This window comes from Paenibacillus sp. DCT19 (assembly GCF_003268635.1).
Classification (GTDB): Bacteria; Bacillota; Bacilli; order Paenibacillales; family Paenibacillaceae; genus Paenibacillus.
In genome coordinates, this window is sequence record NZ_CP029639.1 from 4,718,620 (window position 1) to 4,744,519 (window position 25,900).

The window sequence follows — 25,900 nt, forward strand, 5'->3', positions numbered from 1 at the left end:
ACTATACTTGCTTCATTCTATTACTTAGTCGCACCTTACTCGTACCCATATTTGTTCCATTCTTCTATTTATGTTATCGACAGAACGGAGCATTTAATTAATGTATTTGAACAAAAAGTGTAAATGTTCCGCTCAATTCATAGATCGTTTTCGTTTAATAATTCTCTTGTAGGAACAGCTTAATCTCCTCGTTCATCTGAACCAGCACATCCTGGGATGGATAATGTCCTGTATCGTACTTGACGGTTCTCACATTCGGGATAATCTTTCGTGCTCTCTCAATCAATTTATCTCCTGGGAAAAAGATATCCTTCTCACCTGCCAAGAGCAGTGTTGGAGCAGTGTAATTCGCCAGTTCTTCGCGATCAGTCAGCTTCGGCATATCCTGTTCCAGACTTACATGTTTGAAAATCTTGCCGATGATGTTCTTATCTACTTCTTTCATACAGTTACAAGACACGGTATCTGCAATTTTTTGTAGTGAATTCGGTGAAGAAGTCATGCGGTAAGTCACAATGGGGAGCATGAAGTCTTGAGCCACTTTCATTTTGGAGCGAGCAATCAATCCCGCTGGTGCAACCAGGATGGAACAAGCGATCCGATCCGGGATATACGTCGCCAGTCTCAGAATAATTCCGCCGCCAAAGGAAGGACCGATAAAGGCACTTTGATCAATCTCATAGTGATCTAGCAGATCCGTAACCCACATCGCCAAGCTATCAAACCTTGCTGAGATTCGGGTATCCTCACTATAACCAGGGTGACCGATCGTATCCGGTGCGATAATTCTGTAATCCTTGAATAAGGAAGAGAACCATGACAGCGTCATCGGATTCACACAATTCATGCCTTGGAGAATAAATAAAGGCTTGCCGTCCTTCGGACCAGTCAATAACACATGTGTCTGTCCAAAACGTGTCTCAACATACTCACGCGTAAAACCTTCACCCAACTGATCTACATATGCCTCGTATTCCTCAAGAATACAACTCTTACCTTCTTCACTTCTGTAAATGGAACTCATGTCTGCCTCCTGCAATGTGTACTCAAATAACCTATTATCCATGATATTTGTTTCATATAAACACTAAAAATAACGACCCAAAAAGATAAAGAGGGCCTGCAGACGGCAGGCTCCTCCATATGTGCAACTTATCATATTGACTGATTATAGAATGGAAATTGGAAATTGTAAATATCGTTTCTAATAGACAACGAATAACCTGATTAGAGATCGCAGCGGCAGCTTATTTCCGGCCATAATCGGCCTTAATTTCGCCCCATTGTTTGGTCTGCCATTTCAGTACTTTATTGCTGTATGTGTTGGTTCGCAGCCATTGCTCTGCACGGTCAATCATAAGCCAGATCTCTTCTGTCGAAGCATCTCGTGGCAATGTGGTCGATACCGCCTTTTGCTTCAACCATTTCATCGCGTTGACTGAGTCGGTGTAAACGGTTTTGTTACTGCCCTCTCTCTTAAGATGAGCCAGTGCATGCACAATCGCCAGAAATTCCCCAAGATTGTTGGTGCCTTTTGAGATCGGGCCAACCGAGAAGATGATCTCACCTGTACGTGTATCTACTCCCTTATACTCTACCGGCCCTGGATTACCTCGTGTACCTACATCAACCGAAATGCTGTCATAGTCGACCTCTTCTGAAGTTTCCATGCCAGCACTACGTCCACTGCTTCCTGCCTTCGTCTTGGACGAACCCTTAGCACCAGTGCCCCAATTGCCTTTCCAACCTGCACGATACGCTTCTTCTGCCGCAGCTTTGGATTCATATGACTTATATTTAGCCCCAGTATATTGATCTGTCTGTGCCTTGCATTCTGCCCATGTACTGTATACACCTGGCTGTTTGCCTTCCCAGACTACATAATATTTAGATTTGGCCATCGTTACCCGCTCCCTTATTCGCTTACGTTCAATACCCTATTGTATACGATCTACAGGGTGGATTGAAAGTTATTGGGGTTATCACCTATATCTCTCTAACGAATGAAGGGGATTGGCAATGTGTTCCCCAACCTCTGCAATGGTTTCTTCAATCTCACTACGAATGGCTGGATCTAGCTTGCTGTTCTGTTGTAAAGAACTTTGAACTTGTGCAAAGCATTCTTTTAACCCTAAATTCACTATTAAGGATAGCATGATATCTACCTCATCATGGGAGTCCGTATTCCACAGCTTACGAAGCACCTGATCTATATCATCCCGTAGTTCCTTCTCTAATAACTCATACGTCATTGCCTGTCGATCTGTTAGCTCGCTAAGGATCAGTAAGAATTCTTGCTTATCATTTGTACCGTTCTCAAAATCATGCAGTGCATCATGGAACAGCGTATGTAAAAAGTCAGCAGCACAATGATCAGGTAATTTGCAGATATCTTCGTAATTCATAATTGATGGTGAAATCTCCTTTCTTGCTAGGGTATATTTAATCATTCTCTTGGTTAGTAGTTGTGAGCTTCGGACAAAGTTATATTATCTTCATTTTAACAGATTGATTGAATTTTGATATTTTGCCATTTGCATAAATTCTCCTTATCCAGAACACGCTAATCCTAATGATGGAAAAGACTTGTAATGGAAAGGAGATCGAGTACATGGATTGGATATGGAAGTCGATCTTACTTGTACTTGTGGGCATGCTTTTATTGCGAATTGCGGGGCGGAAATCCATCTCACAGATGAGTGTTGCAACCACGGTTATTATGATTTCAATCGGAACTACAATCGTACAGCCCATTGCCAATCATGAGCTTGGCAAAGCCATTGGATCAGCAGCGGTTTTTATTGCAACTTTGCTGGTTGTGGAGGTACTTCAGATGAAGTTTAATTTTTTTGAAAAACTGATGAGTGGTAGCTCCAAGATTGTCGTCGAGGACGGCAAGATCATTGTTCCTAATCTGAAAAAAATGCGTTATACCGTGGATCAGTTAGAAATGCATCTTCGCCAGATTGGCATCTCTAGTGTCAACGATTTGGAAATGGCAACCGTAGAGCCGAACGGCCAATTGGGTTATGTATTGAAACGACATGCGCGTCCCGTCACAATGGGAGATTTGGAGCTGTTGCTACAAGGTCAGAATACCAAAGTAGAGCAGGATAATAATTCAGAAAACATTTTCAATGAAGTTAGCCATGGTGAGCATCAGCAGCCAGTTGATCCTATGCTACGCTGACCCGCTAGTCTGATCAAATAGAGCCGTTCCATAAAGCAATGCCACATTGCAATCGGAACGGTTTTTGCTGTTATGTTCATTTCATTCTTCTCCGTATCGTTCAAAATTAATAAACAAAAAAAAGCCGAAGCCATAGGGCTCCAGCTAGGGGTGTGTCTGAAAACTCCGAAGGAAGCAGATTTTGACGAATTTTCGTTCCAAGCAAGAAAGTTTTCTGCAGGCGTGCCGGGGCACGTCAAGGGAAAGTGACGCAGCAGGGGGCGAAAAGGCGGTAAAAGATGCACTTCAGCGAGTTTTGAGACACGCCCTAATTAAATATCGTTAGTTTGTCTTCCGCAGCAGTTCGCGGACGCGGCTGAGGAATGACTTCGGGATAACCAATGTGCAGTACACCTACGATGCGTTCACCTGGCTGTACCCCTGCCATCTCACGGAAATTAGGAGAGAATTGGTACGCATTCGTTTTCCACACAACCCCAAGTCCCTGTTCCCAGGCAGCCAACTGAAAACTCTGTATCCAGCTACATACTGCGCCAAAATCCTCAATCCATTGTTTGGGACGAGGGTCTTCCTTCATGACCACAATTAAGTGCAGCGGAATGATCGCATACTCGGCTCTACGTGACTCTTCATATCTACGACGGTCGTCGGCTGACAGGGCATCCAGTACTGCTTCTGTAAATAAATGACGGGAATCACCCGAGAATTGAATATAACGCCAAGGCTCACGCAAGCCATGATTAGGTGCCCAGTTGGCTGTATTTAACAACGACAGCAACAGCTCCTGAGGAACGGGAGTACTCTTGAACTGCCTGATTGTCCTGCGATCCGTAATCGTCTGTGCTACGGGTGTTAGCTGATTGACCTCCATAAGTTCACTCCTTGTGTAATGTATGGTCTAATAGTCACACTTATATGAACATGATCTCTCCTCTTGAACTTACCGCGTGCTTAGATAAGCAATCCCAAGCCCACCTGTTACGGGATTTTGGTAGATTTCACAATCTACCTCAAATACTTCACCGATCATCTCACGGGTTAATATATCAGCAGGTTTACCATGAACCACAATCTGTCCCTGCTTCACCACGTAGAGATGATCACAATACGAAGCGGCGAGTTCAAGATCGTGCAGCGCAGCAAGAATTCCGATATCTAGACTTTTCACGATATTGAGAATCTGTAGCTGGTATTTAATATCCAGATGATTGGTCGGCTCGTCCAATATCAGAAATTCGGGTTGCTGGGCCAACACACGAGCCAAAACAACACGTTGCTTCTCCCCGCCGGACAACGAAATATAGTTACGGTCTGCGTGTCCGGTTAGATGTACCTTTTCCAAAGCCTGCTCGACAATTTCAAGATCCCGCCCATTATCCGTCTCCAGCAACTTCTTATGTGGGGTACGTCCCATCATGACCATCTCACGCACCGTAAAATCGAAGCTTAACTCGTTAAACTGCCCAACTACACCCATATGCCGAGCCACGACTTTAGGACTGGACTTCAATATATCGGTATGATCCAAAAATACATTGCCCTGCTGGGGCTTAATGACCTTATAGATACTCTTGAGCAGTGTGGATTTGCCACAACCGTTAGGTCCGATCAAGCCAACGAACTGCTTTTCTTTTACCTGCAAAGAAATATTACGGATAATATCTGTGTGCTGCACCGTGATGGATACGTTCTCTACATTCAGTTCCATGGTTAGTTTCCTCCAAAACCGTAGCCTTTTTTGACTAACATATACATAAACATCGGTGCACCTATCATCGCTGTAATGATCCCGATTGGCAGCTCTACACTGGATATCAGAGATCTTGCAATAACGTCTGTCCAGATGAGGAAGATCGCACCAAAGAGCACGGATACAGGCATGACTTTGCGATGGTTTGAACCGACCAGACCTCTAACGATATGTGGAATAATGAGACCGACAAAACCGATCATGCCACAGCTCGCCACCATAACCCCTGTCACCAGCGCCGTTAATAACATGTATAGCCTACGGTACACACTCAAGTTAATGCCGAGCGTAACTGCTGCTTCATCACCTAGTAACATTGTGTTCAGCACACGGGACTGCAATAGGAAGAACACAATGGACACGATCACCACGATGCCGATCAAAGGTAGCTTATTCCACCCGGAGGCAGCGAGACTACCCATCGTCCAGAACGTTACCGTTTTGATCCCCTCAGCGTTGTTAGCAAAATAGATAATAAAATTAGAAAAGGCTGTACACAGCGCATTAATAACCATCCCGGCAAGTACAAGCTTGACTGAGGTCATCTTGCCTCGAATACCTGCTAACGTCAGTACCAACAAGGATGCCCCCATGGCTCCAGCAAATGCCCAGAATGCTACTCCCGTCTGTCCTAACCAACTAATAGCACCGAATCCAATCAAGATCGCAAACGTTGCTCCGAGTGAAGCGCCCGAAGATATGCCCAGTATGTATGGATCCGCCAACGGGTTCTGTACGGCTGCTTGCATGACTGCACCACACATCGCGAGACCCGCACCAATAAACATAGCCATCAGAACACGCGGAAAACGAATCTGCCAGATGATATCGGTAAATGATCCGGCTTCAATCGGTGCTTGACCGATTTGGAATCCTGTCAATTTGAATACAAGGATGCGATAGGATTCAGCAAGCGGGATACTCACCTGCCCGATTGATACGGCAATGCCAACAGAAATAATCATCACACCAATCAGAAGCGCGATTAATAGTGCAAAACCGGATTTGCTGTGAATAAGAGATTCTTTTTTCCCCACACGCGGTGTCTGAAGCTGAACTGTCTGTGCCATCTTGTCCCCCATCATTTCCTACGAAAATAAAATAAAAAGAATTTAGCTATTTACAAAGTATTTTCTCGGATTATAATTGAGAATGATTATCTTTGTCAATTTACATTACAGAAAAGGGGCTCTCTTCATTATGAAATTTACATCCAGAAAAATACTCATCACCTGTCTAAGTCTTATGCTGCTACTTCTCGCTGCCTGTTCCAATGCTACAACTTCCAACACGGATCAAACCGCATCAGGTGAAAATACAACCAGTACAGAATCAACCACTACCGCTGCAGATACCAATAAAACGTCATATCCGCTGACGGTTGAGAACTTCAGTATCTCCGGTGAAGGCGGAGAATGGAAACCAAAATCTCAGACATTCGAAAAAGCTCCTGAGCGCGTTGTAGCCAATACACAATCTGTTGCTGAGATGTTAATCAAGCTTGGTCTAACGGACAAAATGGTCGGTGTGGCTGCATTGTATGGCTCTGTAACTCCAGATGTTGCTGACGATTTCGCTAAAATTCCAGTCCTATCTGAAAACTATGTAGGTAAAGAACTTGTCGTAGGCGCAAGCCCAGATATCGTGTTGGGTCGTGGCGATCTGTTCGCGGATGCGGACTGGGGCGTGGGTACCGTGGATGGACTGAACGACATGAATATCCGTACATTCCTGCAAACGACGAACCATAAGGGCACATTGGACAGCCTCTATAATGATATTGCACAGCTCGGACAGATCTTCGATGTACAGGAAAATGCCAAAACCTTCACAGAAAGCCTGAAAGCACGTGCTGAGGCGATCAAGGCAAGTGTAGCGGATCAGCCTGAGCATACGTTTGCTTACATCGTACCTGCGTCAGAAGATTCCATTACGGTAAGCAGCATGCAAAACGATACGTATCAATTGGATGCACTCAGCCTGCTGAAATTGAAAAATACATTTGATGGCGTACAGGGCGAAGTCAGTGTAGAGCAACTGATCACATCTAACCCGGACTATCTGCTGCTGTCTGCGTATACTGGTTCCCCGGATATCGACAAACTGATTCAAAATCTGTATGCTAACCCTGCATTGCAAAGTATGAACGCGATTAAGAATAAACAAATCTATGTCACTGATTTTGGTCAGTTCTGGGGTTATGGACATCAAATTCTTGATGGCATCGAAAAGATGCAACAGCAAATGAATGAAAATCCAATTCAATAACAAGCATGTTCGTCTCGATTGAGAAAGCTACATTATGAAATAAATTCAATCAGTTAATATGCTGGAGAACGCAACGCTATATAACAAGAGCAGGAGATGTTAATCTCACTGCTCTTTTTTTGGGGGGATATTAATACGTGTCTGACCTTATATGACGAAATACCACGGAATGGATCTACTTTTCGCACCCAAAAGACATATTAGCGTGTCAACGATTCGTTATCTTTTCCGAAATGTAATTTTCCCGCCAATAAGGCCTACTGAGTTCGTTAGAAATGGAGGTTAGCGCTCAACAAAAAAGGCTGCCCCAAGTCATATGAATGACTTTCGAGACAACCCCTTATTAACTCCAGCTATGCTTTTGGCTTTTGGCTTTTGGCTTTTGGCTTTTCGCTTCGCTACCTCATTCCTTACTTCCTACTTATCGTTACGCCCTGTTCTACCAATCAGCTCTTACTCACACCACGTCTTCTCTTTTGCACGAGATATACGCCCACCAACAGAATAAACCACACCGGCGTTACAAATAACGCTACCCGGGTATCTTCAGCGAATCCGAGGATTACCAGAACAAAGACCAGAAAAGTGAGAATGATGTAATTGGAGAATGGATATAGCGGCAATCTAAACTTCGCACGATTAGCAAGCTCAGGCTGAGTACGGCGATATTTCAGGTGACTGATGACGGTAATGCCCCACACAAAAATAAAGCAAACGGTCGACACACTCGTAATTAGTACAAATACGCCCTCAGGCATAACATAGTTGAGAATAATCGCAAATAGAATAATTAGCGTCGAGAAAAACAGTGCATTAGATGGTACCTTTCTCCGATTAACACGTGCAAATGAAGAAGGTGCATTGCGATCCTTTGCCATCGAGAATACCATACGACTTGTACTAAAAATAGCACTATTACATGCTGAAGCCGCCGACGTCAGCACGACAAAATTTACAATCCCTGCGGCTGTGGCGATACCTACAGCGGCAAATACCTGCACAAATGGACTCTCACTCGGCACAATGGCGTTCCAAGGATAGATGCTCATAATGATCAATAAGGCGCCGACGTAGAATAACAACACCCGGATTGGAATCTGGTTAATGGCCTTAGGAATGACTTTCTCCGGATTCTCCGTCTCCCCAGCCGTAAGTCCTACAAGTTCAATACCGACAAAGGCAAAAACAACCATCTGGAACGATAGCAAGAACCCATGTAGTCCATGCGGGAATAGTCCACCATGACTCCAGATATTCGCGAAGCTCGCCGGCCCTTGATCTGTGGAGAAACCTCTGACAATCATGAATACTCCGATAACAATGAGTGCCACAATGGCAATGACTTTAATTAAAGCAAACCAAAACTCCATTTCCCCAAACCATTTGACTGTAGCCAAATTCATGATTAACAGAATAACCAGTGCAATTAAACCTGGCATCCACTGAGGGATGTTCGGAAACCAAAATTGTGTGTATAGCCCAACCGCTGTAACATCTGCCATAGCAATCGATATCCAGCAGAACCAGTAGGTCCAACCGGTGACAAATGCCGCCATCTCTCCCAGATAATCACGTACAAAATCCACAAATGAGTGGTAGTTCAAATTGCTTAACAACAACTCTCCTAAAGCTCGCATAATTAGGAACAGCACGATCCCAGTTATGATGTAGGCAAGTAGGATCGACGGCCCAGCCAATTGAATGGTCTTCCCTGCCCCTAAGAACAGTCCCGTACCAATCGCTCCCCCAATGGCCATCAGCTGCACATGCCTGTTTTTTAGTCCCCGCGTTAATGTTTCTTCTTGCATCGTACTCAACCACTCTCTTTCTGCTCTTGCTCTCTAAGTTGCTAAAAATAGTTATATCCCATCATATAATAATCTGCGCAGAATACATATCCCTGATTTTTATTTTTTTGAGCTGTTGAACCTTTTAGAGGAAATACCAAGATTACTTCGAGATTCGAACCCTTTTTCACGTGTACGTGCACTTCTGGGCAGCAGCCTACATACAATAAATCGACCCTGTTCCCTTATGTGCTCAGGCCAGATCGTTGTAAAACTGCAGGAGGTGTCATCTGTGCCCGGATTGTTTACTGCAATTGCCCTATTCATCAAAGAGTTGACGTTGCTCGTCTCGTATGTCAAAAATAATGCATTCCCTCAGCCGCTCGCTGAGGACGACGAAGCCAAACATTTACGCCTCATGGCTGAAGGCAATGCCCATTCTCGAAATCTGTTGATCGAACACAATTTGCGCCTCGTCGCACATATCGTTAAGAAATTTGATAATACAGGCGAGGATCAAGAAGACCTGATTTCGATCGGAACGATCGGTTTGATCAAGGCTATCGAAAGCTTTCAACAAGGAAAAGGAACCAAGCTTGCTACGTTTGCGGCTCGTTGTATCGAAAATGAGATTCTGATGCATTTAAGATCCCTGAAAAAAACACGTAAAGACGTATCCCTGCATGATCCCATCGGTACGGATAAGGAAGGTAATGAAATTACACTGATAGATATCCTAGGAACAGAAGCAGACGATGTTGTTGATAAGGTGCAGCTCAAGATTGAGAAAAGCAAAATTTATCGCAATCTCGATATTCTCGATGATCGGGAGAAAGAAGTGGTTATTGGTCGATTCGGTCTAGAGGCAGGTGGGGAAGAACGTACCCAACGTGAGATCGCCAAGGAACTGGGAATCTCCCGCTCTTATGTGTCTCGGATTGAGAAAAGGGCTCTCATGAAGCTATATCATGAATTCTATAAACAAAAGAGTTAGCATTCCTCTTCACCATTGAAGTGGGGTTATGCATCGTAACCAAAAGGGAGCTTATCAGGTGCGTAAAAACTGCGCCCGAATAGCTCCCTTCCATTCATACTACATCTCCTCAACCTCAAACTCCCCATCCACGGATCTGACTAGATATAACGTGTCAAATCCTTCAGCGTATGTAGGCATTTGCAAATTCTTCAGCGTGCTTTTGAGCCCAACCTCGGGAATCTTGGCAGTTCCTTCTCTCAGCTCATTTCTTGCATAGGACAACTCATAGTCAGGTTCAAAATAATAACCAATGACCTTAAATCGGTTTCTTTTGGCTGCATCAATATACTTCTTACGTTCTTCAATCGTAGGATTCGTATTGTCAATGACAAAGGGCTGCTTCGCCTCAAATGAAGCGGTTAAATAAATCTGCTCACGATGCCTTGTTCTCAACATATCCAGATTGATTCGCATATGTGTCTTGAAAAAGTTTGTTTGATAAAATGTTGATTTGCCAGAGGCCTGTATCCCAACAAAAATTATACATTCCAAGGTTATTCATCCTTTTGTAGATAAACGTATTGATTAATATATTCACGATCCTGACTAAAAATAGGCGTTTCAAAATCTACATCCCATTTGCTCCGCGTAGCTTCACCCTTTTTATAAAATTGCTTCGTTATGCAGGCTCCACGTTTTTGCCAGATCGGTAGGTCATTCCAATTGATGCCTTTCTCAAGGAATAACTTATCCTGTAGACTTTTGCCATCCAGACCCTGTAGCTCGTTATGTGGGAAATGAGCTTGCGCTACCATGGAGATGCTGTTCTTCGTTGCATCCTGTTGTCGCCAGAGAAAATAGTTAGTCACTTCATCCGGTGGCAGCACCCAGGCTCTACTATCAAAGGTGGCAAGTGGCTTGTCCGGATAATGATCTCGGACCACTTCATTAAATTTGGCAGTTGCCATCGAGGCAGATACGGAAACCATCTTTTGCAGGTTATTTTCAAACCATGATTTCGTTGTTAATTTATCGTAATTCGTCAGCAGCAGAGATATTTCATCGCTCTGATGATACACTATTTTGCACCCCATAATGTTCTGCGCCAAGTATTTACTTGTCTCCCACAGAGCTCCTGTCAATGCTTCATCAAACGGTTTCTTCAAGCCACGTGTGAACGTGTGAAAGTGACATCCATCAATTCGAATAATAATCGGCAGCCGCTGAGGTAGGGATTGTCTGAATGTATTTTCATACCCCTTCATTCGATTTCCGAAATCATCTTTTCTCATCTCTTACCCTCCTGCAAAACCTCTGTAATTTTAACCCTCGTTGTCTTGTCTTTGCTTGTTGGTTCATCCATTGTCTGATGTGCAACTTCATCAATAGCTATGAATTGCTTCATTATACAACGTGAGAAGGTTACGAACTACGTGTTTCTTTTGAAATGCCGGTTTAATCTTTACTTTTACTCTTAATTATCCTGATATAAAGAAACCTCCATTCCACATCCAAAATGTGTGAACAGAGGTTTTGCTTTTATATAATGATCATTATGCTCCCGAGCAGATTGATAAACGATCATATGGACTTACACACTTTCACTTCACTTTCACTTAAACTTACCCTCTCGCTCCAGTTGCATAAACTTCTTGTTTAATTCGCCGACGCAACTTCTACGATTTCCGACTTATCGATTAATCGTTTTCTGCGATCCATTCCTACACTAATCACTAACCCTAACAATCCACAGGCTGCAATAACTGCTGCGTAGAGCGGTATGGAACCCAGTCCCGTATGGGTAATTGCAAAGCCACCTAAGTAGGCACCCCAGGCGTTACCCAGATTAAAGGCTGAATGACTTGACGTCGTAGCTAGCAGTGGTGCTTCTCGCGTCAGGTTCATAATGCGAATCTGCAATCCTGGCATAATTCCGAAGGCAGCCACACCCCAGCAAAATATTGTAATTACCGCAAGAGTAGCATTCTCGATCGTGAACGTAAGTACGGCCAGTAGCACAGCTAGTATACCGAAATTAACCATCAGTGACGGCATCAGCTTCCAATCCGCCAGACGCCCACCTACCATATTGCCAAGTGTAACACCTACACCGAACAGCACAAGAATCCACGTTACACTCTGCTCCGCAAAACCACTAATATCCACTAACATTGGAGTAATGTAGGTAAACACAGCAAAGAGACTGCCACAACCTAGTGCACCAACTAGCAAAATCAGTAATACCTGCGGACGAATCAGATTGCGGAACTGCTGCATCAGATTAGCCGGAGCACCTTGCGGGATAACCGGAATAAAGCGAATGATTCCAATTAACGAAATGATGCCCAGGATTGTTATTGCACCGAACGATGATCGCCAGCCCAATTGTTGTCCGATAAATGTACCAAAAGGAACACCAATGATATTCGCAATCGTAAGTCCTGCAAGCACAACGGATACAGCTCCTGCCCTTCTCTCTGGAGCAACCAGTTTCGTTGCCATAATCGATCCCACGCCTAGAAACGTACCATGCGCAAATGCCGTCAAAATACGTGCGGAGATCAAAAGCCCATAGGTTGGTGCAATGACAGACAAAGCGTTGCCTATTATGAAAATGCACATTAATAGGACAAGCAATCTCTTTTGCGGTATTTTATGTGTAAACACCGTTAAGATCGGTGCACCTACAGCTACACCAAGCGCATATCCCGTAATCAGCTGCCCTGCTTGTGGAATGCTTACATTCAGATCTGTCGCTACGTTAGGCAACAATCCCATAATGATAAATTCGGTCATACCAATCGCAAATGCACCTACAGTGAGGCACAGCAAGGACAATGGAAATACGCCTCGTTGACGGGATGACGAAGCCTGCACCTTCTTGCTCTCTGTCTTACTCATACGATGTCTCTTCTCCTATCCGTTTAACATGATGAAACCTTGAACATCTCTATAAACACAACTTATATAGTATACCGCCCTGTTCAATTCCTGAACAGTAAATCTCGGTTCCGTAAGGCGATAAGGAACGTATGTAGGCTGTAGGACTTTAGTTTTAAATCCTTCTTTTACGCATAGGTCAGACTTACCTTTTATCCCATTTTTTGTTGAATTACTCCTTAGTATATGTTTAATTGGTATGAATTCATAAGGAGGTATTATACATTGATAAGAAAAGAATTTAAGGCATTTTTGGCTTTTGTCATGTTCGCCACTGTTGTATTAGGAACTTTCCAGCATCCCCAAGCAAGTGCCGAAGAATCAGTTAACAATGAAATAACAACCGAAGAGAATTGGTGGGATGAGGACACAGCACAAAGCTTAAAAGCAGCAAACGACCCCTCTAAGCAACTAACCAAAGAAGAGGTCTTAGATATCGCTAGAGAACAACTTGAGAATCAGAATGCATCACAAGAGAGCATTGATTATTTCACTAACCTTATTGAGAACGAATATAACGCCATGCCTAACGAAGGAATAACAACACAAGCTCAGGCTACACAAGCCGCTACCGCTACTACCAAACAAGTATTGATGAAGAGAGGTGGAGAGGATTTCTCCCAGTCTTACCTAGGAAGTAGATATATCGCAACTCACCGAGTGCAGTACTTACCTCCTACGGTGACAGCCGATATTATCGACAAAAAGCTGCGTGGCAACCTGACCACTTGGCAGCATGTAATGACGGCGTTGTTAGGATGGCCAATCTCTGCGAAATTCCCTGTAATTGGACATATTATTTCAGCAGTAGGTGTGCTCAACACGATTGATGCATATATGACGTCCGAAACAATCCGTAAGATTGAAGCATCTACCGGAGCATCCAGAATCATTAGCTATAACTCCTCACAGGGAGAGGACACGCTGTGGGTTCCTTGGACAGAATACCCATACGCTAACGTTAGCGTCGATTCACAGTACTCCAAGAATTCCAGTCATGTGATCTATTAAGATTAAGTTGAAATGATTAATAAATATTAATAATCAAGTCATGATACGGCTTGCTATTTTCCAACGTGAAAGGGACATAACATGAATACTCAACCTCTGAAGAACAAAATTTGGTATTATTTCACCATTGTTTCTTTTGGGCTCCTACTTCTCAGTTCATTCATGTTAGACCAGATGACCACCCGTTCTGCGGTAGAGCAATTGCTGGGTGGATATATTATTCCTGTGTACGTAGTCACTCTCGTTGTAATCTCCACCTTCATTCGGCAGAGAGATGAGCTGTTTAATTTAGCACTTATCATCTTCGCCACATACGTATACGCTGACTACACTGATATGCTCCAGACGAATTGGATTATTTCAATTGCCTTTCCTGTTCTATTTGTCCTACGGCTGGGATTCATCGCTAAAAGGAAACATAGAACCACAATCGGCGTTGGAATAGGAGCCGCTGTTATTTATATCTTCTTCTACCTTCACTATACGCTTGATATCATATAACACGAACAAAGCCAAAATCACAGGATCTTACCCGTGATTTTGGCTTTTATTCGCTTTATGCCACAGGCCATTCACTACCTCATCCAACGTTTCTTGCATAGCCAGCTTCTCTCGCCAACGGATTGGAATACCACTGAGACCGTAATACGCACCAGCGATTTGTCCATATACAGCTCCGGTTGTATCCGCATCATCTCCTAAGTTCACCGCCAAGAGTGCTCCTTCTTCAAAAGTAGAAGATGCATAGAACGCCCACAAAGCTGCTTCAAGCGAACGAACGACATAACCACTCCCTTGAATTTCGGGTGGCTCCTTGCGCTGATAAGACCCTTCCACCACTTCCTCTATGCCAGGGGAAAATGTCTTCGATTCCCGCCACTGACGAATGGTCACGGGTGACAACATGGTTTCTTTGCTTGCTCCCTGAAGTCCAGCCACCAGAATCGCAGCCAACACACCACAGGCTTCTACGCTTTCGGTCGTTGCATGCGTTGTTCTTGAACTCATCTCGGCATACCGAACCGCTTCTTCCGGATGATTAGCATAGGCCATTGCCACTGGAGCAAGACGCATAATGGAGCCGTTGCCTGCGGTATTCGGATTCGTTGAGCCGCTATATGCTTCTCCGGTCACTGCAAATCGTTCCAAGGCATTCCGAGTAGCTCCGCCAATATCGAAGCATGTTCCCGTACTACTCATATAGCCCACCTGATACCAGTTCGTATATCTTCGCATCTGGTCTGCAGGGTCAAACTCTTCCCTTCGCACCAAACTTTCTGCCAAACACAGAGCCATAGACGTATCATCTGTCCATTGCCCAGCCTCTAATTCAAATACACCACCACCCACCATATCCGTCATGGGTTCAAATGTACCTGGGTGACTGAACTCTACCGTTGTACCGAGCGCATCACCAGCGGCAAGTCCAACGAACGTACCATTAAAGCGATCTTGATTAAGCATCTGCCATTCCTCCTCTTCCTTTCACCTTTCACCATTCACTCTTAATTAACTTCTTTCATTTTGACATAAGCCTCAATGTGGCGCAAAAAGATTAATAATTCACGCCTTTCTACGCCTAATTCAATTGCTTTTCTTCTATTATAAAAGTGTCGAAATCTGTTGAACGGTTGAACTATCCGATTATCTATAAAAAAAGTTTAAAAAACTTAAACTGAAAATTCCGTTTTTTCAGTACACCGCTTACATGTAAAAGGCATAACGGTTTTTGACTTTTTAATTTTTCTGAAAACACGTCATTCATATGCAAATTTTCAATGTAAACATTCATAACGCGCTTGACCCCTAACTTTGTCCTATGTTACGGTTTTATTAGATACAGCGCATATTTATTTCCAATTTTATTACTTTAACCTATCAGTTGCGTCAACTAACTTGCCGCGGGTTAATTAATACAGGAAATGAATTTGCAGAAATTTTTCATTTTATTTCAACCCAAAACTAATTCTGACACAGGAGGAAACAAATTTATGATTAAGGCACTGGTTTTTGATTTCGACGGAACGATTATTGATACAGAAACAGCATGGTATGTCGCATTTCGAGACGCCTATAAGGAACATGGTGTTGACCTGACCCTGGAGATGTATTCACAATGCATCGGTACCAGTCTGAAAACATTTAATCCCTATGAGTACTTAATAACAGATTTGAATCTTCCGATTGATCGGGATGCGTTCAGGGAATCCGTTCAGTTGCATCACGCTGCTCTGATGAACAAAGAACAAGTAAGACCCGGTATCCAGAACTACCTCGATGCAGCACGTGAAGCAGGACTGAAACTGGCCGTTGCGTCCAGCTCGAAACGCGAGTGGGTCGAACAACACCTAGAACAACTGAAGCTCAAAGATTATTTTGAAGTAATCCGTACAGCTGACGATGTAGCCAATGTGAAGCCGGATCCAGAATTATATAATCAAGCGCTTGAAGCCCTTGGGGTAACTGCAGACGAAGCCGTAGCCATTGAGGATTCACCTAACGGCGCGCGTGCAGCTGCTGCGGCAGGTATTCACTGTGTCGTTATCTCTAATACCATTACCGGGACACTTGAATTTGATATGCCTCACCAACGGCTATCCTGCTTAACTGACCTCGAATTTAATGATCTGATCTCGAAGCCACTCGTCGCTACCGTTTAAGTCTGAACGAATGCCGCTTCATTTCAATGATTAAAAGGGGGAGTTCACACATGAAAGCTGTACATTTTGGTGCGGGCAATATAGGCCGCGGTTTTATCGGTCATATGTTGTCCGCTTCCGATTACGAAGTCTGCTTTGTCGCACGTAACCCAAAGAAAATCTCCATGCTCCAAAGGAGAAAAGAGTATCCAATTACGCTTGCAAATAGCGATCAGGATACAACGATTGTAAATAACGTAACTGCCATCAACATTGGCGAACAGGATCGAGTAGCCGAGCATATTGCCTCAGCTGATCTGATAACAACGGCAGTAGGTGTGTCAGCACTTGAGGATATAGCTCAACCTATAGCTAAAGGCATCTACCTTCGCATGAAGCAACGTAACCCCGCTCCGCTCCATATTATCGCATGTGAGAATGCCATCGGAGGAAGTACTCGGCTCAAGAAGCGTATCTATCCGTTACTCGATGAACAAACTCGCGCAAAAGCCGAGCGTTACATCGCCTTCCCTAACGCAGCTGTAGATCGGATTGTTCCCGCGCAGGATCATCAAGATCCCTTGCAGGTGACGGTTGAACCTTTCTACGAATGGGTTGTACATCGTCAGGCACTATTGGATGGTTTCAAGAAAATCAAAGGTGTACATTACGTCGATTCCCTTGAGCCATATATTGAACGTAAAATGTTTACCGTCAACACAGGGCACTGTGTTGCGGCATACTTCGGATATCTCGAAGGATTCAAGACCATCCGACAGGTGATGAGCCACAAACCGCTTCGTGCGAAAATCCGCCATGTGATGGAAGAAACCGGAGCTATGCTCATTCAGAAACATGGCTTCGATCCACAGAAGCATAACAAGTATATAGATACCATTCTTGAACGCTTTGCCAATCCGAACCTGACAGATCAGGTGACCCGGGTCGGCCGCTCACCTCTTCGCAAGTTATCGCCTTACGACCGGCTTGTTCGCCCAGCGTTACAAGCCAGCGAATTCGGAATAGATATTCCTCATTTAACTTCCGCTATGGCAGCCGCGATGTTGTTCAACGACGAACGAGACGAGGAAGCCATGAAGCTCCAACACATGATTCGTGAGGACGGCGTCTCTGCCTTTATTCGCGAACACATGGGTATTCCCGACGCACATCCCGTTCATGGGCAAATTGTCGCCCGTTATGAAGACATTAAAGGGCACAAGGAAGCTACCATTTTGACTTGATCAGATCATATGCTATGTCATTCCATCATGAATAGGTCATTCTCAAAATGAATAGAGCATAAGTTCACAATATAGGCCTTAAATATAAACCAAGTAAAAACCGGGAGGAACCCATGCTCTTAAGCATAGTCCCTTCCGGCTTTATTGTGTTGCTATCGTTAGTTATTTAGGAGAAACCTCTTCGTTCATGATGGAATTCAAAGATGCATATGCCATGGGCAAGAACCCTTCAGACGGCTCACCAATAGGTGCATTCACACGGAAGATAAACCCGTTTCCATCCAGCTCTTTCACAATATAATATTCTGTCTTCTTATCGTTCTGAGACATCATGTACAGCTGCGCATCATTCATCGATCCCGTGCTAAGCTCCTTCTTGGTTAATTCCTTAACCTCTCCCGTCTCTGACAGCTCTTCTTTTGCATCCATTTTCAAGAAATCCAGATTATAGTCAGAAGGCAACTTTTCAATCTCTACCTCATAATCAGGATCAATCTTCATCGTCAATTCATTCTCATCTGCGTCGAATGCCATCGGTTCAAAAACATACAACGAATATCCATTACCCTGTGCCAGCGTGACTGGACGTTTCTCTGTCATTCCTTCTACTGTCACTTCTAACTCGGATGTCTTGGGACGATTCGATGTGCCAGTAGCACCTGTACCCGCCCCATTGTCATCGTCATCTACTTCAACCTTCGTTATTTCCTTGACCACAAGTTGTTTGATCGTCGTATCTCCCGCAAAGGTTCTCTCTACATACTTGAAAAGAACAGTATCCTCATCATCTATATCGTCGAATAAGGGTTGAACACTCTCTTCTACCTGGAATGACATCGGTTCATCCTTCACCCGAATCTCTACCGTATGAGGATCCGCCCAGCCTGTAAGGATGCCTTCCGCTTCGATGACATCACCCTCAGCAGGTTGCTCCTCCGGTGCAGGCGCAGGTGTCTGTTCCCCTGTATTGTTCGTGGGTGGTTGCACCGCCGGATTACTGTTACCACAGGCGACGAGTGAGAACCCCATCATTAAAACTAGAATTGATGCACTAATATTCATTGTACTTCGCATATGAACACCTCCGTTAGCTTATACGCAATGATGCTTGTCCATGTTGCTTGACATTTAACTGAGCTACTTACTAGTACTTACACCACTGACGTTATACTCAATCAAAAGAATGCTCTAGCAGACTAGCATCTCACTGCGCTTAGCTTGCCTGATCCATCTCCACAAGCTTGGCATTCGCACTGTTAAAAGTTTTGGTCTGGAGATTGAACTGCTTCCTGAACTCGGCAACTTGCACATATTGCGCATTCCGTTCTCGAATCGCTCGTTTAATCTTCACAAGGTTCGGCTTAACATCGACTCTCATCATTGAATACAGCATTTCTTCTGCATCCAAGCTCTGCTGATAGGACGCAACGAATCCGTCGAACGTAGCCGCTCTTACCTGATATTGATCCAGCACAGCCTGTGCTTGAGCCAACGTCTCTTCTTTTTCAAAAGACAATTCATCTAGAGACGTTCGAAGACTATCGATCTGCTCCAACGTCTGCTTCATGACCGAATTAGCCTCGTCCAGCAATTTCCGACGCTCATTAATGTGCTCGTCTGCCTGATCTAACAGACCCTCGATATCACTGTTTTTGTTCTTTCCTTTACTCAAAATTTCCGTATATAACTCCATGTCCTCCCGCTCATACCGGGAAAGCTCCTTAAGGATCTCAGTAATCCCTTCATCATGCTGAAGCCATTGGTTCACCTGATTCGCCGCTGGTTCCTGCGGCTGTCCGCAGGCGGTAAGAAGCAGGATCAGCCCTATACTGACTGCCGTCCACATTGTTTTTGTTCTGCCAAGCACCGATCGACTCTCTCCCTTTTGCATCTGTTATGCCATATCTCAAACGTTCCAATGCTCTCCTACAGTACGTGTTCTTCAACCACATCTTATAAACGCGTATCTCCGCTAAAATTAGCAATCCAATGCGCACTCGGATCATATACTTCGAACTCATACCCTCGATCTTCTAGTAATTTCAAAATACGTGGCAAAGCCTGTACGGTCTGTTCACGTTCATGCATAAGAATGACTTCTTTATCCCGATGCACGCTACTGCTGACACGATCTACAATCTTGTCTGGCTGTCCAGGCAGATTCCAATCCAGGGAGTCTGTAGTCCAATCCCACATTTTGAAACCGGCTGCCGCAATGTCTCCCCGGAATTTCTCTCCGATCTGTGGGCTGCTTCCATAAGGGGCGCGAATCAGATGAGGTGTGAAACCAATCAGCTCCTGCACCATCTTCTGTTCCTTCTTAAACTCCTTGACAAAATTCGAGGAGCTACCGCTCTTATATAGCTTATTATAGTTATGCGTCATACTATGAAGACCGGGATAGCTGCCTTCTTTTACAAGCCGTTCGACCACCTCTTTGTGCTGATTCAACTGTCGTCCGATCATGAAGAAGGTAGCCTTTGCCTCATGTTGCTTCAAAATATCCAGCAGTGTGGCGGTATGTTCACTTGGTCCATCATCAAATGTTATGTATGCCAACTTGCGAACCTGACCTTGGAACCGCACAGGCTCTTCCTTCACATCTGGAGTCATTGCAATCATGCCAAGCTTTGTCGGTTGCTTAATGGCCGTGATTGGTGGGGGTGCAACGTAATCTTTGATCCAATGTGTCATTCCAATGAAAATATATGTTAAACCGGTTATCAGCACTACCAGAATCAGCAACGCTGCACTAAGTCTCCCATACCGGATTCGTCTACGTTTGTGCGTCTTCATTCGGCTTGTTGTCTGCGAGATCGCGCCGTTCTTTCCCGCTGTCTGCTCTACTTTCACTACCAGGCCACTTCCTTAATTTCATTTTTTCCCGAATCTTGGTATATTATATCGTTTCATGTCTCTATATAGAAGATTAATAGAAAAGCCCTTTGGGAGAATGACAGAATAGTTACAAGCTCGGTTACAATCTACTTATCTATTTTCACATGATGCATTTCCTGCGGAATCATTCTCCTGTATAATGAATTCATTTACGCCATTTGACTTCAAGAAGGAGCTACACCCATGACAAGCTTTAAACATACCGGCAGATCGATCTATCTGTTATTCTTTGTCGGTATTATTGCCATCTCTTTTTCTTCTATCTTTGTACGCTGGTCTTCCGCAGATGTTGCGGTAATAGCCATGTATCGTCTATTCCTTACTAACCTGCTGATGCTTCCGTTTATCTGGAAGTACAGACATGAAATGTTACGTCTCAACGTCAGACAATGGGTATTGTTGGTCGCATCTGGCGTCATGCTTGCACTTCACTTCCTGCTCTGGATGGGATCTCTGCGCCTAACGAGTGTTGCCAGCTCAACCGTGATTCTAGCACTCGAACCGATTCTAATCTTGGCCGGCTCCATCTGGCTGTTCAAAGCCAAAGTGAACCGGATGATGATTATCGGAATGGGTATCGCACTCCTCGGTTCCATCGCCATTGGCGCAGGAGATTTTCAGTTAGCGGGAACCGCGCTTCAAGGAGATATTCTCTCGTTGTTCGGCACCATTGCTGTAGCGGTGCACATGCTGTTAGGTCAGTTTTTGCGCTCAGGGCTTAGCGCCTTTTCCTATAATTTCTGGGTATTCTTCGTCGCTGCCTGTACACTAGCTGTATACAATCTAATCCAGGGTCATGCCTTCGGCGGTTATGCAGCATCCGAGTGGGGAATCTTCCTGTTGCTTGCCATTGTGCCAACAATCTTCGGACATTATCTCTTCAACTGGCTGCTTCAATATATGAATGCAACGACGGTATCCATGGGGGTACTTGGGGAGCCTGTATTCTCGTCCCTGCTGGCCTGGGTGCTGCTTGGCGAATCGCTAAGTACGTTACAGATGTCTGCCGGCGTAATCATTCTATTCGGGGTGTGGATCTTCATTCGATATGGCAAAACGAAGCCACAACTTGCTCCTGCTGAAGACAGCATGGTAGGGAACACACCTGCTAAACCAACTGTTGTGTAAAATGGGCTGGGCAATGCTATAGCTATATGAAACTCATGCGTTACTAATAATCTCATTCCTTAAGGCGGTGTATTGTTATGAAAAATATTGTATCCATGCGCTGGCTGCTCGCCAGAATGTACGAACCGGATGTTGTTATCGCGGATTGCCGTTTCCTACTCGGTCAACCGAATGCCGGAAGAGAGGCGTATGAAGCTGGTCATATTCCAGGTGCAGTCTACCTCGATCTAGAAAATGATCTATCCTCTCCAGTATCCGCCCATGGCGGACGTCACCCACTGCCTGCCCCGGCTTCACTCGCAAGTCGTCTAGCCAAAGCGGGTATTGGATCGAATAGCCGTATCATCGCTTATGATGATCAAGGCGGTATGAACGCCTCGCGTTTATGGTGGCTGCTACGTTATATGGGACATGAACAGGTGTATGTCATGGACGAAGGCTTTACCGCTTGGCAAAATGCCAAATTCCCTGTTACAACGGATGTACCGGTTCAGATCCCATCTTCGTTCGAGTGGAACTTGCAGCCACAGATGCTGGCAAGTGTAGAGGAGGCGCAGCACGCTTCAGCCAGCGGCAGCGCCGTGCTGATTGACTCCCGCGATGCCCGCCGTTATGCGGGGCTGGAGGAACCGATTGATGCGAAGGCCGGACATATTCCGGGGGCCGTGAACTATTTTTGGAAAGACGTGCTTGGTGCAGATGGGCGCTGGTCTGGTGTTGAAGCATTGGAGGAACGGTTCGTGAAGCTGGGGAAAGATGATGCGATTATCGTGTATTGTGGTTCCGGTGTCTCCGCCTGCCCGAACATGATTGCGCTGGAAGAAGCGGGATTCTCGAATGTGAAGCTGTATTCCGGGAGCTGGAGCGACTGGATTAGTTATGAGGGGAATCCGGTGGCGACAGGGGACGAGTAAGTACGGAACACGGGTCTACAGTATCTCAAAGACGAATACACCGCCATACAGGCTGATGCCCGGGGCGGTGTATTTTTTACAGTGCATGAGCGTCAACAGGAGATCAACATGTAGAAGGTTAAGCCATATTCACTCTAATAAATACTACTAGGCTGAAGGCAGCCAATTTGAATGTCTTTGTTAATATCCTGGAATACGCGAGAGATAAAGTCATTTTTGCAAAAGCAGACTTATCCATTTCCTTTCCCCTCAGTGAAATAAAATCTGCAACAGAACATGAGGGGATGCATTGATGAGTCCGTGAACCAAGATAATCACCCACACTCTACGATAGCGAACCCATAAATAACCAAGAAACAGACCCGTAACCCCATGATTTGCAATCACTGTTGCCACATCAATATCCCACTGACCATAACCTTGAATGGCAACATGCCAGATGGACCATAGTATTGAAACCATTAGTATGGCAGGCCATCTTCCAAGCAATGCCTCCAATCGAGTCTGCAACCATACCCGATAGAAAACTTCCTCCAATACACTATTGATCATAAAACCAATGAACACCAAGAGAAATAATTCTGTCAAATCAGTTGCTTCAATTACTCCTTCTGGTTGTGCAATTGGGGAATAGAACTTTAGATAACCCCAGACCACAATAATGATTAGTGGTGCAATGACGTTTCTGCGAGAGCGAGGCTTTGCCGAGATAATTTGTTGCTGCGCGCCAGTCGTTTTGCGATAAATTAGCAAGAAAATCAGTGGAATGCACAACAGTGTCGCTAACTTGAACGCTAAATAATATAGCTCAAAATGTAATCCTTGAGGGTCTATCATTACAAGAGCAGCCGTAAATAAAACACCTGATATTAATAACACAATCGATTGAACAACCAAGTGAGGTCTCTCCATTTGTTGGAAGGACGTATGATTTTGACTTTTATAAGGAATCAGACGGATTAGCAAAATACCAAGGAATGCCGGCAACCAACTATGCCATATTGGAATTACTCCCTCATGGTCGGCCGTGTACCTTATACTAAAGTTTCCGGTCCACACTAACCACAGTACAGCAGCAAACATAATTATCATGCACAATAAGCCAATTGCCTTTCCCCATGCAGGAAGCATTACTTTGAATTGCTGGTTCATTCCCTTTGCTCTCCTTTGAGTTGCATGCGGCATTTGCCCCATTTTTTTTAATTCAGTTGAGTTAAATAAACTTTAGCACATTCCATCTTAATCGTCTATTTAATTCACTTGAGTTAAATAATATGATATTCTGTGTGTATGCCAAAAATCGTAGACCATGAGAAAATGAAAAATATTATCGCTGAAGCAACTTGGAAAATCATTAGCGAGAAAGGCATTCATCAGGCAACCTCAAGAACGATTGCGAAGGAGGCCGGATTATCTCAAGGAGCCTTAAGACACTACTTTTCAAAACAAGAGAGCCTATTAGCGTTTGCGATGGAGTTAGTTAAGGAAAAGGTTCTTATTCGGTTAAGAAATCTAAATGCAAGAGAACTGGCGCCTCAAGAAAGAATTGTTGAATACTTGCTTGAGCTAGTCCCGACTGATGAACAAACATTATTGGAAATGGAGGTTTGGTTTGCATTTGCAGCCTATGGAAAAACGCAAAAAGGGTTCGATACCAATTATGAAGACCTCCAAAACGCAATCAAGAATTGCATTATATACTTGAAAAATGAAGGTCTTTTGAGCACAACCGATGAAGAGAAAGAACAAGAAAAATTGTATGCCTTCATGAATGGAATGGCTCTCAATTTGTATCTAGAGCCGGATAAGATAAATCGAACACGAAGCAAAGAAATGATACAAGACTACATTAATTGGATCATACGTTAAAGGGAAGATTGACGTATAAATCGGGGAGTTACGTCTGCTGGCCAGAGTCAAGCAGAATACGCTTTCCGTGCCTGTGCATATTAAGGTGTGCATGGATTGATATTTTCTTGGGTCCAGAGCTGCCTGCTGTGTAACCAATTGCAGAAACCAATCTACAGCTGGAGCGACTGGATTAGTTATGAGGAGAATGCGGTGGCGACAGGTAATGCCGAAGCGAATAAAGACGCATAACAGTGTATTGATGTTGAATACATCGCCAGGTGACTTATCTGCCTCGGCGATGTATTTTTCTATGTTCGGAGTCAACAACAATATCCAACTGGCATTTGATTCAACGGCAGATCGACCCATTCACCCTTCGTAGACACATCGTTGTATATGGCTACAAAGCATACAAAAGTAGACATCAGGAGGCAGCTTGTAGGGATCATGATAACAAAAAAACCGTGATGGACATCTGTCCACCACGGTTGAATAATGAAATCGATTATTACTTTGTGCTTAACGATACATTGGCTGTTAACGTCTTGTCGATCGTCGTCCAGTTTACATAAGCACCTAGTATTTCATTAATAACTGAAACCGGAACTACAGTTTCGCCATTTAAAAGCTTAGGTACCTTACTATTGAACACTAGTTTATCGTTAATTGAATACACATCTGAACCAATTTGAGCACTTATATTTTTCGTGCCTAATTGGATTTGCGTTGTACGCGTCTTATGATCCCATTCTACTGTACCACCCAATAGCTCCGAAATGGTTCGAATCGGTACGTAGAACTCATCGTTATGAACAACCGGCTTGATTGACGTACCGCCTACATTCATTATAACGTCAACATATTCAAGGAAATCGGTCTTTCGAATGAGTCCATGAACCCCTTTCGTTCGGTCTACAACCTGAGATACTTCATAATCCGTTGCGGCCGATAGATACGCATAAGCTACACTTCGATCCATATCAAGCTTATCGGATAAGAATTGAATCGATTCACGTACGGATTCTTTCATTGCTTCATCCAGATCAGGATCCAAGCCAATGGGAATCCAATAATCCTCTGTTTCAGCAAAGGGTTGCGTGAATTCTCCACGATGCGGTATCGACGGATCACCTTTCTTTAACACCGTTAACCGAACTGTCCCTCTTAAGGAGGCTTCCAATGCAGTTAATGCGACTTCTCCATCTCCTTGAGCAAAGTGTGGATCTCCAGTATAGAATAGCCCACCTTTAACTTGAATCGGATAATAAATAGTTGAACCGACACCTAACTCATTAATATCCATA

The 25,900-nt window shown here is 44.2% G+C and carries 28 protein-coding genes; 12 read left to right on the top strand and 16 right to left on the bottom strand.

Translation table 11 applies throughout. The features are described 5' to 3' along the window. Positions 1-154 precede the first annotated feature (154 nt). The 3 genes from DMB88_RS21630 to DMB88_RS21640 all read right to left on the bottom strand — a co-directional run bounded on the left by DMB88_RS21630 (position 155) and on the right by DMB88_RS21640 (position 2,405). Entirely contained in the window at positions 155-1,024 is an 870-nt protein-coding gene (locus DMB88_RS21630; protein ID WP_128103001.1) for an alpha/beta fold hydrolase, read from the bottom strand. Between the two features lie 223 nt (positions 1,025-1,247). Continuing rightward, complete coding sequence (gene rnhA / locus DMB88_RS21635) at positions 1,248-1,901, bottom strand: ribonuclease H (RefSeq protein ID WP_128103002.1); 654 nt, start codon at positions 1,899-1,901, stop codon at positions 1,248-1,250. 81 nt (positions 1,902-1,982) lie between these two features. After that, the gene (locus DMB88_RS21640) at positions 1,983-2,405 is read right to left on the bottom strand and encodes a hypothetical protein (protein ID WP_128103003.1); all 423 of its coding nucleotides are present in this window, start codon (positions 2,403-2,405) and stop codon (positions 1,983-1,985) included. A 206-nt stretch (positions 2,406-2,611) separates the two neighbouring features. Here DMB88_RS21640 and DMB88_RS21645 point away from each other — a divergent pair, with 206 nt between their 5' ends. Further along, entirely contained in the window at positions 2,612-3,190 is a 579-nt protein-coding gene (locus DMB88_RS21645) for a DUF421 domain-containing protein (protein ID WP_128103004.1), read from the top strand. A 307-nt stretch (positions 3,191-3,497) separates the two neighbouring features. Here the strand turns inward: DMB88_RS21645 and DMB88_RS21650 are convergent, their stop codons facing one another. From DMB88_RS21650 to DMB88_RS21660, 3 genes are all read right to left on the bottom strand, one after another. Then, entirely contained in the window at positions 3,498-4,061 is a 564-nt protein-coding gene (locus DMB88_RS21650) for a nitroreductase family protein (RefSeq protein WP_128103005.1), read from the bottom strand. Positions 4,062-4,130: 69 nt separating this feature from the next. Continuing rightward, entirely contained in the window at positions 4,131-4,898 is a 768-nt protein-coding gene (locus tag DMB88_RS21655; RefSeq protein ID WP_128103006.1) for an ABC transporter ATP-binding protein, read from the bottom strand. A gap of 2 nt (positions 4,899-4,900) precedes the next feature. Beyond that, a complete protein-coding gene (locus DMB88_RS21660; RefSeq protein WP_128103007.1) occupies positions 4,901-6,010 on the bottom strand; it encodes a FecCD family ABC transporter permease in 1,110 nt (369 codons plus the stop codon). 130 nt (positions 6,011-6,140) lie between these two features. On the opposite strand from DMB88_RS21660, the gene DMB88_RS21665 reads away from it, so the two are divergent. Then, complete coding sequence (locus tag DMB88_RS21665; protein ID WP_128103008.1) at positions 6,141-7,208, top strand: ABC transporter substrate-binding protein; 1,068 nt, start codon at positions 6,141-6,143, stop codon at positions 7,206-7,208. A 446-nt stretch (positions 7,209-7,654) separates the two neighbouring features. On the opposite strand, the gene DMB88_RS21670 is transcribed toward DMB88_RS21665, so the two are convergent. Further along, complete coding sequence (locus tag DMB88_RS21670; protein ID WP_128104548.1) at positions 7,655-9,016, bottom strand: amino acid permease; 1,362 nt, start codon at positions 9,014-9,016, stop codon at positions 7,655-7,657. 271 nt (positions 9,017-9,287) lie between these two features. On the opposite strand from DMB88_RS21670, the gene sigK reads away from it, so the two are divergent. After that, complete coding sequence (gene sigK / locus DMB88_RS21675) at positions 9,288-9,989, top strand: RNA polymerase sporulation sigma factor SigK (protein WP_024628561.1); 702 nt, start codon at positions 9,288-9,290, stop codon at positions 9,987-9,989. A 99-nt stretch (positions 9,990-10,088) separates the two neighbouring features. On the opposite strand, the gene DMB88_RS21680 is transcribed toward sigK, so the two are convergent. The 3 genes from DMB88_RS21680 to DMB88_RS21690 form a co-directional block, all read right to left on the bottom strand. Beyond that, on the bottom strand, positions 10,089-10,523 hold the full coding sequence (locus DMB88_RS21680) for an ATP-binding protein (RefSeq protein WP_128103009.1): 435 nt from the start codon (positions 10,521-10,523) through the stop codon (positions 10,089-10,091). A gap of 2 nt (positions 10,524-10,525) precedes the next feature. Continuing rightward, positions 10,526-11,263, bottom strand: coding sequence for a tRNA(His) guanylyltransferase Thg1 family protein (locus DMB88_RS21685; RefSeq protein ID WP_128103010.1), 738 nt, complete (start codon positions 11,261-11,263; stop codon positions 10,526-10,528). 364 nt (positions 11,264-11,627) lie between these two features. Continuing rightward, a complete protein-coding gene (locus DMB88_RS21690) occupies positions 11,628-12,872 on the bottom strand; it encodes an MFS transporter (RefSeq protein WP_128103011.1) in 1,245 nt (414 codons plus the stop codon). A 264-nt stretch (positions 12,873-13,136) separates the two neighbouring features. Between DMB88_RS21690 and DMB88_RS21695 the strand changes: the two genes are divergently transcribed. After that, the gene (locus DMB88_RS21695) at positions 13,137-13,922 is read left to right on the top strand and encodes a hypothetical protein (RefSeq protein ID WP_128103012.1); all 786 of its coding nucleotides are present in this window, start codon (positions 13,137-13,139) and stop codon (positions 13,920-13,922) included. Between the two features lie 81 nt (positions 13,923-14,003). Further along, positions 14,004-14,423, top strand: a complete 420-nt coding sequence (locus DMB88_RS21700; RefSeq protein ID WP_128103013.1) for a hypothetical protein — start codon at positions 14,004-14,006, stop codon at positions 14,421-14,423. A gap of 27 nt (positions 14,424-14,450) precedes the next feature. Here the strand turns inward: DMB88_RS21700 and DMB88_RS21705 are convergent, their stop codons facing one another. After that, entirely contained in the window at positions 14,451-15,386 is a 936-nt protein-coding gene (locus DMB88_RS21705; RefSeq protein ID WP_128103014.1) for an ADP-ribosylglycohydrolase family protein, read from the bottom strand. A 527-nt stretch (positions 15,387-15,913) separates the two neighbouring features. On the opposite strand from DMB88_RS21705, the gene DMB88_RS21710 reads away from it, so the two are divergent. Next, the gene (locus tag DMB88_RS21710; protein ID WP_128103015.1) at positions 15,914-16,582 is read left to right on the top strand and encodes an HAD family hydrolase; all 669 of its coding nucleotides are present in this window, start codon (positions 15,914-15,916) and stop codon (positions 16,580-16,582) included. Positions 16,583-16,632: 50 nt separating this feature from the next. Further along, on the top strand, positions 16,633-17,805 hold the full coding sequence (locus DMB88_RS21715) for a mannitol-1-phosphate 5-dehydrogenase (protein ID WP_128103016.1): 1,173 nt from the start codon (positions 16,633-16,635) through the stop codon (positions 17,803-17,805). Between the two features lie 162 nt (positions 17,806-17,967). On the opposite strand, the gene DMB88_RS21720 is transcribed toward DMB88_RS21715, so the two are convergent. From DMB88_RS21720 to DMB88_RS21730, 3 genes are all read right to left on the bottom strand, one after another. Then, positions 17,968-18,879, bottom strand: a complete 912-nt coding sequence (locus DMB88_RS21720) for a hypothetical protein (protein ID WP_128103017.1) — start codon at positions 18,877-18,879, stop codon at positions 17,968-17,970. A 139-nt stretch (positions 18,880-19,018) separates the two neighbouring features. Then, positions 19,019-19,672: a YkyA family protein gene (locus tag DMB88_RS21725; protein ID WP_164848757.1), complete on the bottom strand. Its 654-nt coding sequence runs from the start codon at positions 19,670-19,672 to the stop codon at positions 19,019-19,021. A gap of 86 nt (positions 19,673-19,758) precedes the next feature. Beyond that, positions 19,759-20,658: a polysaccharide deacetylase family protein gene (locus tag DMB88_RS21730; RefSeq protein ID WP_254438291.1), complete on the bottom strand. Its 900-nt coding sequence runs from the start codon at positions 20,656-20,658 to the stop codon at positions 19,759-19,761. Between the two features lie 228 nt (positions 20,659-20,886). Here DMB88_RS21730 and DMB88_RS21735 point away from each other — a divergent pair, with 228 nt between their 5' ends. Both DMB88_RS21735 and DMB88_RS21740 read left to right on the top strand, forming a co-directional pair. Then, positions 20,887-21,831, top strand: a complete 945-nt coding sequence (locus DMB88_RS21735) for a DMT family transporter (protein WP_128103019.1) — start codon at positions 20,887-20,889, stop codon at positions 21,829-21,831. 77 nt (positions 21,832-21,908) lie between these two features. Then, positions 21,909-22,745, top strand: a complete 837-nt coding sequence (locus DMB88_RS21740; RefSeq protein ID WP_128103020.1) for a sulfurtransferase — start codon at positions 21,909-21,911, stop codon at positions 22,743-22,745. A 249-nt stretch (positions 22,746-22,994) separates the two neighbouring features. On the opposite strand, the gene DMB88_RS21745 is transcribed toward DMB88_RS21740, so the two are convergent. Next, complete coding sequence (locus DMB88_RS21745; protein WP_254438292.1) at positions 22,995-23,897, bottom strand: CPBP family intramembrane glutamic endopeptidase; 903 nt, start codon at positions 23,895-23,897, stop codon at positions 22,995-22,997. Positions 23,898-24,035: 138 nt separating this feature from the next. Between DMB88_RS21745 and DMB88_RS21750 the strand changes: the two genes are divergently transcribed. From DMB88_RS21750 to DMB88_RS30315, 3 genes are all read left to right on the top strand, one after another. Then, entirely contained in the window at positions 24,036-24,614 is a 579-nt protein-coding gene (locus DMB88_RS21750) for a TetR/AcrR family transcriptional regulator (protein ID WP_128103021.1), read from the top strand. A gap of 96 nt (positions 24,615-24,710) precedes the next feature. Continuing rightward, complete coding sequence (locus DMB88_RS31800) at positions 24,711-24,845, top strand: hypothetical protein (protein WP_260865960.1); 135 nt, start codon at positions 24,711-24,713, stop codon at positions 24,843-24,845. Beyond that, on the top strand, positions 24,820-24,978 hold the full coding sequence (locus DMB88_RS30315; protein ID WP_164848758.1) for a hypothetical protein: 159 nt from the start codon (positions 24,820-24,822) through the stop codon (positions 24,976-24,978). The genes DMB88_RS31800 and DMB88_RS30315 overlap by 26 nt, the downstream gene beginning before the upstream one ends. A gap of 126 nt (positions 24,979-25,104) precedes the next feature. On the opposite strand, the gene DMB88_RS31470 is transcribed toward DMB88_RS30315, so the two are convergent. Continuing rightward, positions 25,105-25,899, bottom strand: a complete 795-nt coding sequence (locus tag DMB88_RS31470) for a stalk domain-containing protein (protein WP_254438293.1) — start codon at positions 25,897-25,899, stop codon at positions 25,105-25,107. Between the last annotated feature and the right edge of the window lies 1 nt (position 25,900).

What these genes read in the sequence shown, in the direction of transcription:
- DMB88_RS21630 (WP_128103001.1), bottom strand. Translation starts at nt 1,024, where the DNA reads ATGAGTTCCATTTACAGAAGTGAAGAAGGTAAGAGTTGTATTCTTGAG.
- rnhA (WP_128103002.1), bottom strand. Translation starts at nt 1,901, where the DNA reads ATGGCCAAATCTAAATATTATGTAGTCTGGGAAGGCAAACAGCCAGGT.
- DMB88_RS21640 (WP_128103003.1), bottom strand. Translation starts at nt 2,405, where the DNA reads ATGAATTACGAAGATATCTGCAAATTACCTGATCATTGTGCTGCTGAC.
- DMB88_RS21645 (WP_128103004.1), top strand. Translation starts at nt 2,612, where the DNA reads ATGGATTGGATATGGAAGTCGATCTTACTTGTACTTGTGGGCATGCTT.
- DMB88_RS21650 (WP_128103005.1), bottom strand. Translation starts at nt 4,061, where the DNA reads ATGGAGGTCAATCAGCTAACACCCGTAGCACAGACGATTACGGATCGC.
- DMB88_RS21655 (WP_128103006.1), bottom strand. Translation starts at nt 4,898, where the DNA reads ATGGAACTGAATGTAGAGAACGTATCCATCACGGTGCAGCACACAGAT.
- DMB88_RS21660 (WP_128103007.1), bottom strand. Translation starts at nt 6,010, where the DNA reads ATGGCACAGACAGTTCAGCTTCAGACACCGCGTGTGGGGAAAAAAGAA.
- DMB88_RS21665 (WP_128103008.1), top strand. Translation starts at nt 6,141, where the DNA reads ATGAAATTTACATCCAGAAAAATACTCATCACCTGTCTAAGTCTTATG.
- DMB88_RS21670 (WP_128104548.1), bottom strand. Translation starts at nt 9,016, where the DNA reads ATGCAAGAAGAAACATTAACGCGGGGACTAAAAAACAGGCATGTGCAG.
- DMB88_RS21685 (WP_128103010.1), bottom strand. Translation starts at nt 11,263, where the DNA reads ATGAGAAAAGATGATTTCGGAAATCGAATGAAGGGGTATGAAAATACA.
- DMB88_RS21690 (WP_128103011.1), bottom strand. Translation starts at nt 12,872, where the DNA reads ATGAGTAAGACAGAGAGCAAGAAGGTGCAGGCTTCGTCATCCCGTCAA.
- DMB88_RS21700 (WP_128103013.1), top strand. Translation starts at nt 14,004, where the DNA reads ATGAATACTCAACCTCTGAAGAACAAAATTTGGTATTATTTCACCATT.
- DMB88_RS21705 (WP_128103014.1), bottom strand. Translation starts at nt 15,386, where the DNA reads ATGCTTAATCAAGATCGCTTTAATGGTACGTTCGTTGGACTTGCCGCT.
- DMB88_RS21710 (WP_128103015.1), top strand. Translation starts at nt 15,914, where the DNA reads ATGATTAAGGCACTGGTTTTTGATTTCGACGGAACGATTATTGATACA.
- DMB88_RS21715 (WP_128103016.1), top strand. Translation starts at nt 16,633, where the DNA reads ATGAAAGCTGTACATTTTGGTGCGGGCAATATAGGCCGCGGTTTTATC.
- DMB88_RS21720 (WP_128103017.1), bottom strand. Translation starts at nt 18,879, where the DNA reads ATGCGAAGTACAATGAATATTAGTGCATCAATTCTAGTTTTAATGATG.
- DMB88_RS21735 (WP_128103019.1), top strand. Translation starts at nt 20,887, where the DNA reads ATGACAAGCTTTAAACATACCGGCAGATCGATCTATCTGTTATTCTTT.
- DMB88_RS21740 (WP_128103020.1), top strand. Translation starts at nt 21,909, where the DNA reads ATGAAAAATATTGTATCCATGCGCTGGCTGCTCGCCAGAATGTACGAA.
- DMB88_RS21745 (WP_254438292.1), bottom strand. Translation starts at nt 23,897, where the DNA reads ATGAACCAGCAATTCAAAGTAATGCTTCCTGCATGGGGAAAGGCAATT.
- DMB88_RS21750 (WP_128103021.1), top strand. Translation starts at nt 24,036, where the DNA reads ATGCCAAAAATCGTAGACCATGAGAAAATGAAAAATATTATCGCTGAA.
- DMB88_RS30315 (WP_164848758.1), top strand. Translation starts at nt 24,820, where the DNA reads ATGCCGAAGCGAATAAAGACGCATAACAGTGTATTGATGTTGAATACA.
- DMB88_RS31470 (WP_254438293.1), bottom strand. Translation starts at nt 25,899, where the DNA reads ATGGATATTAATGAGTTAGGTGTCGGTTCAACTATTTATTATCCGATT.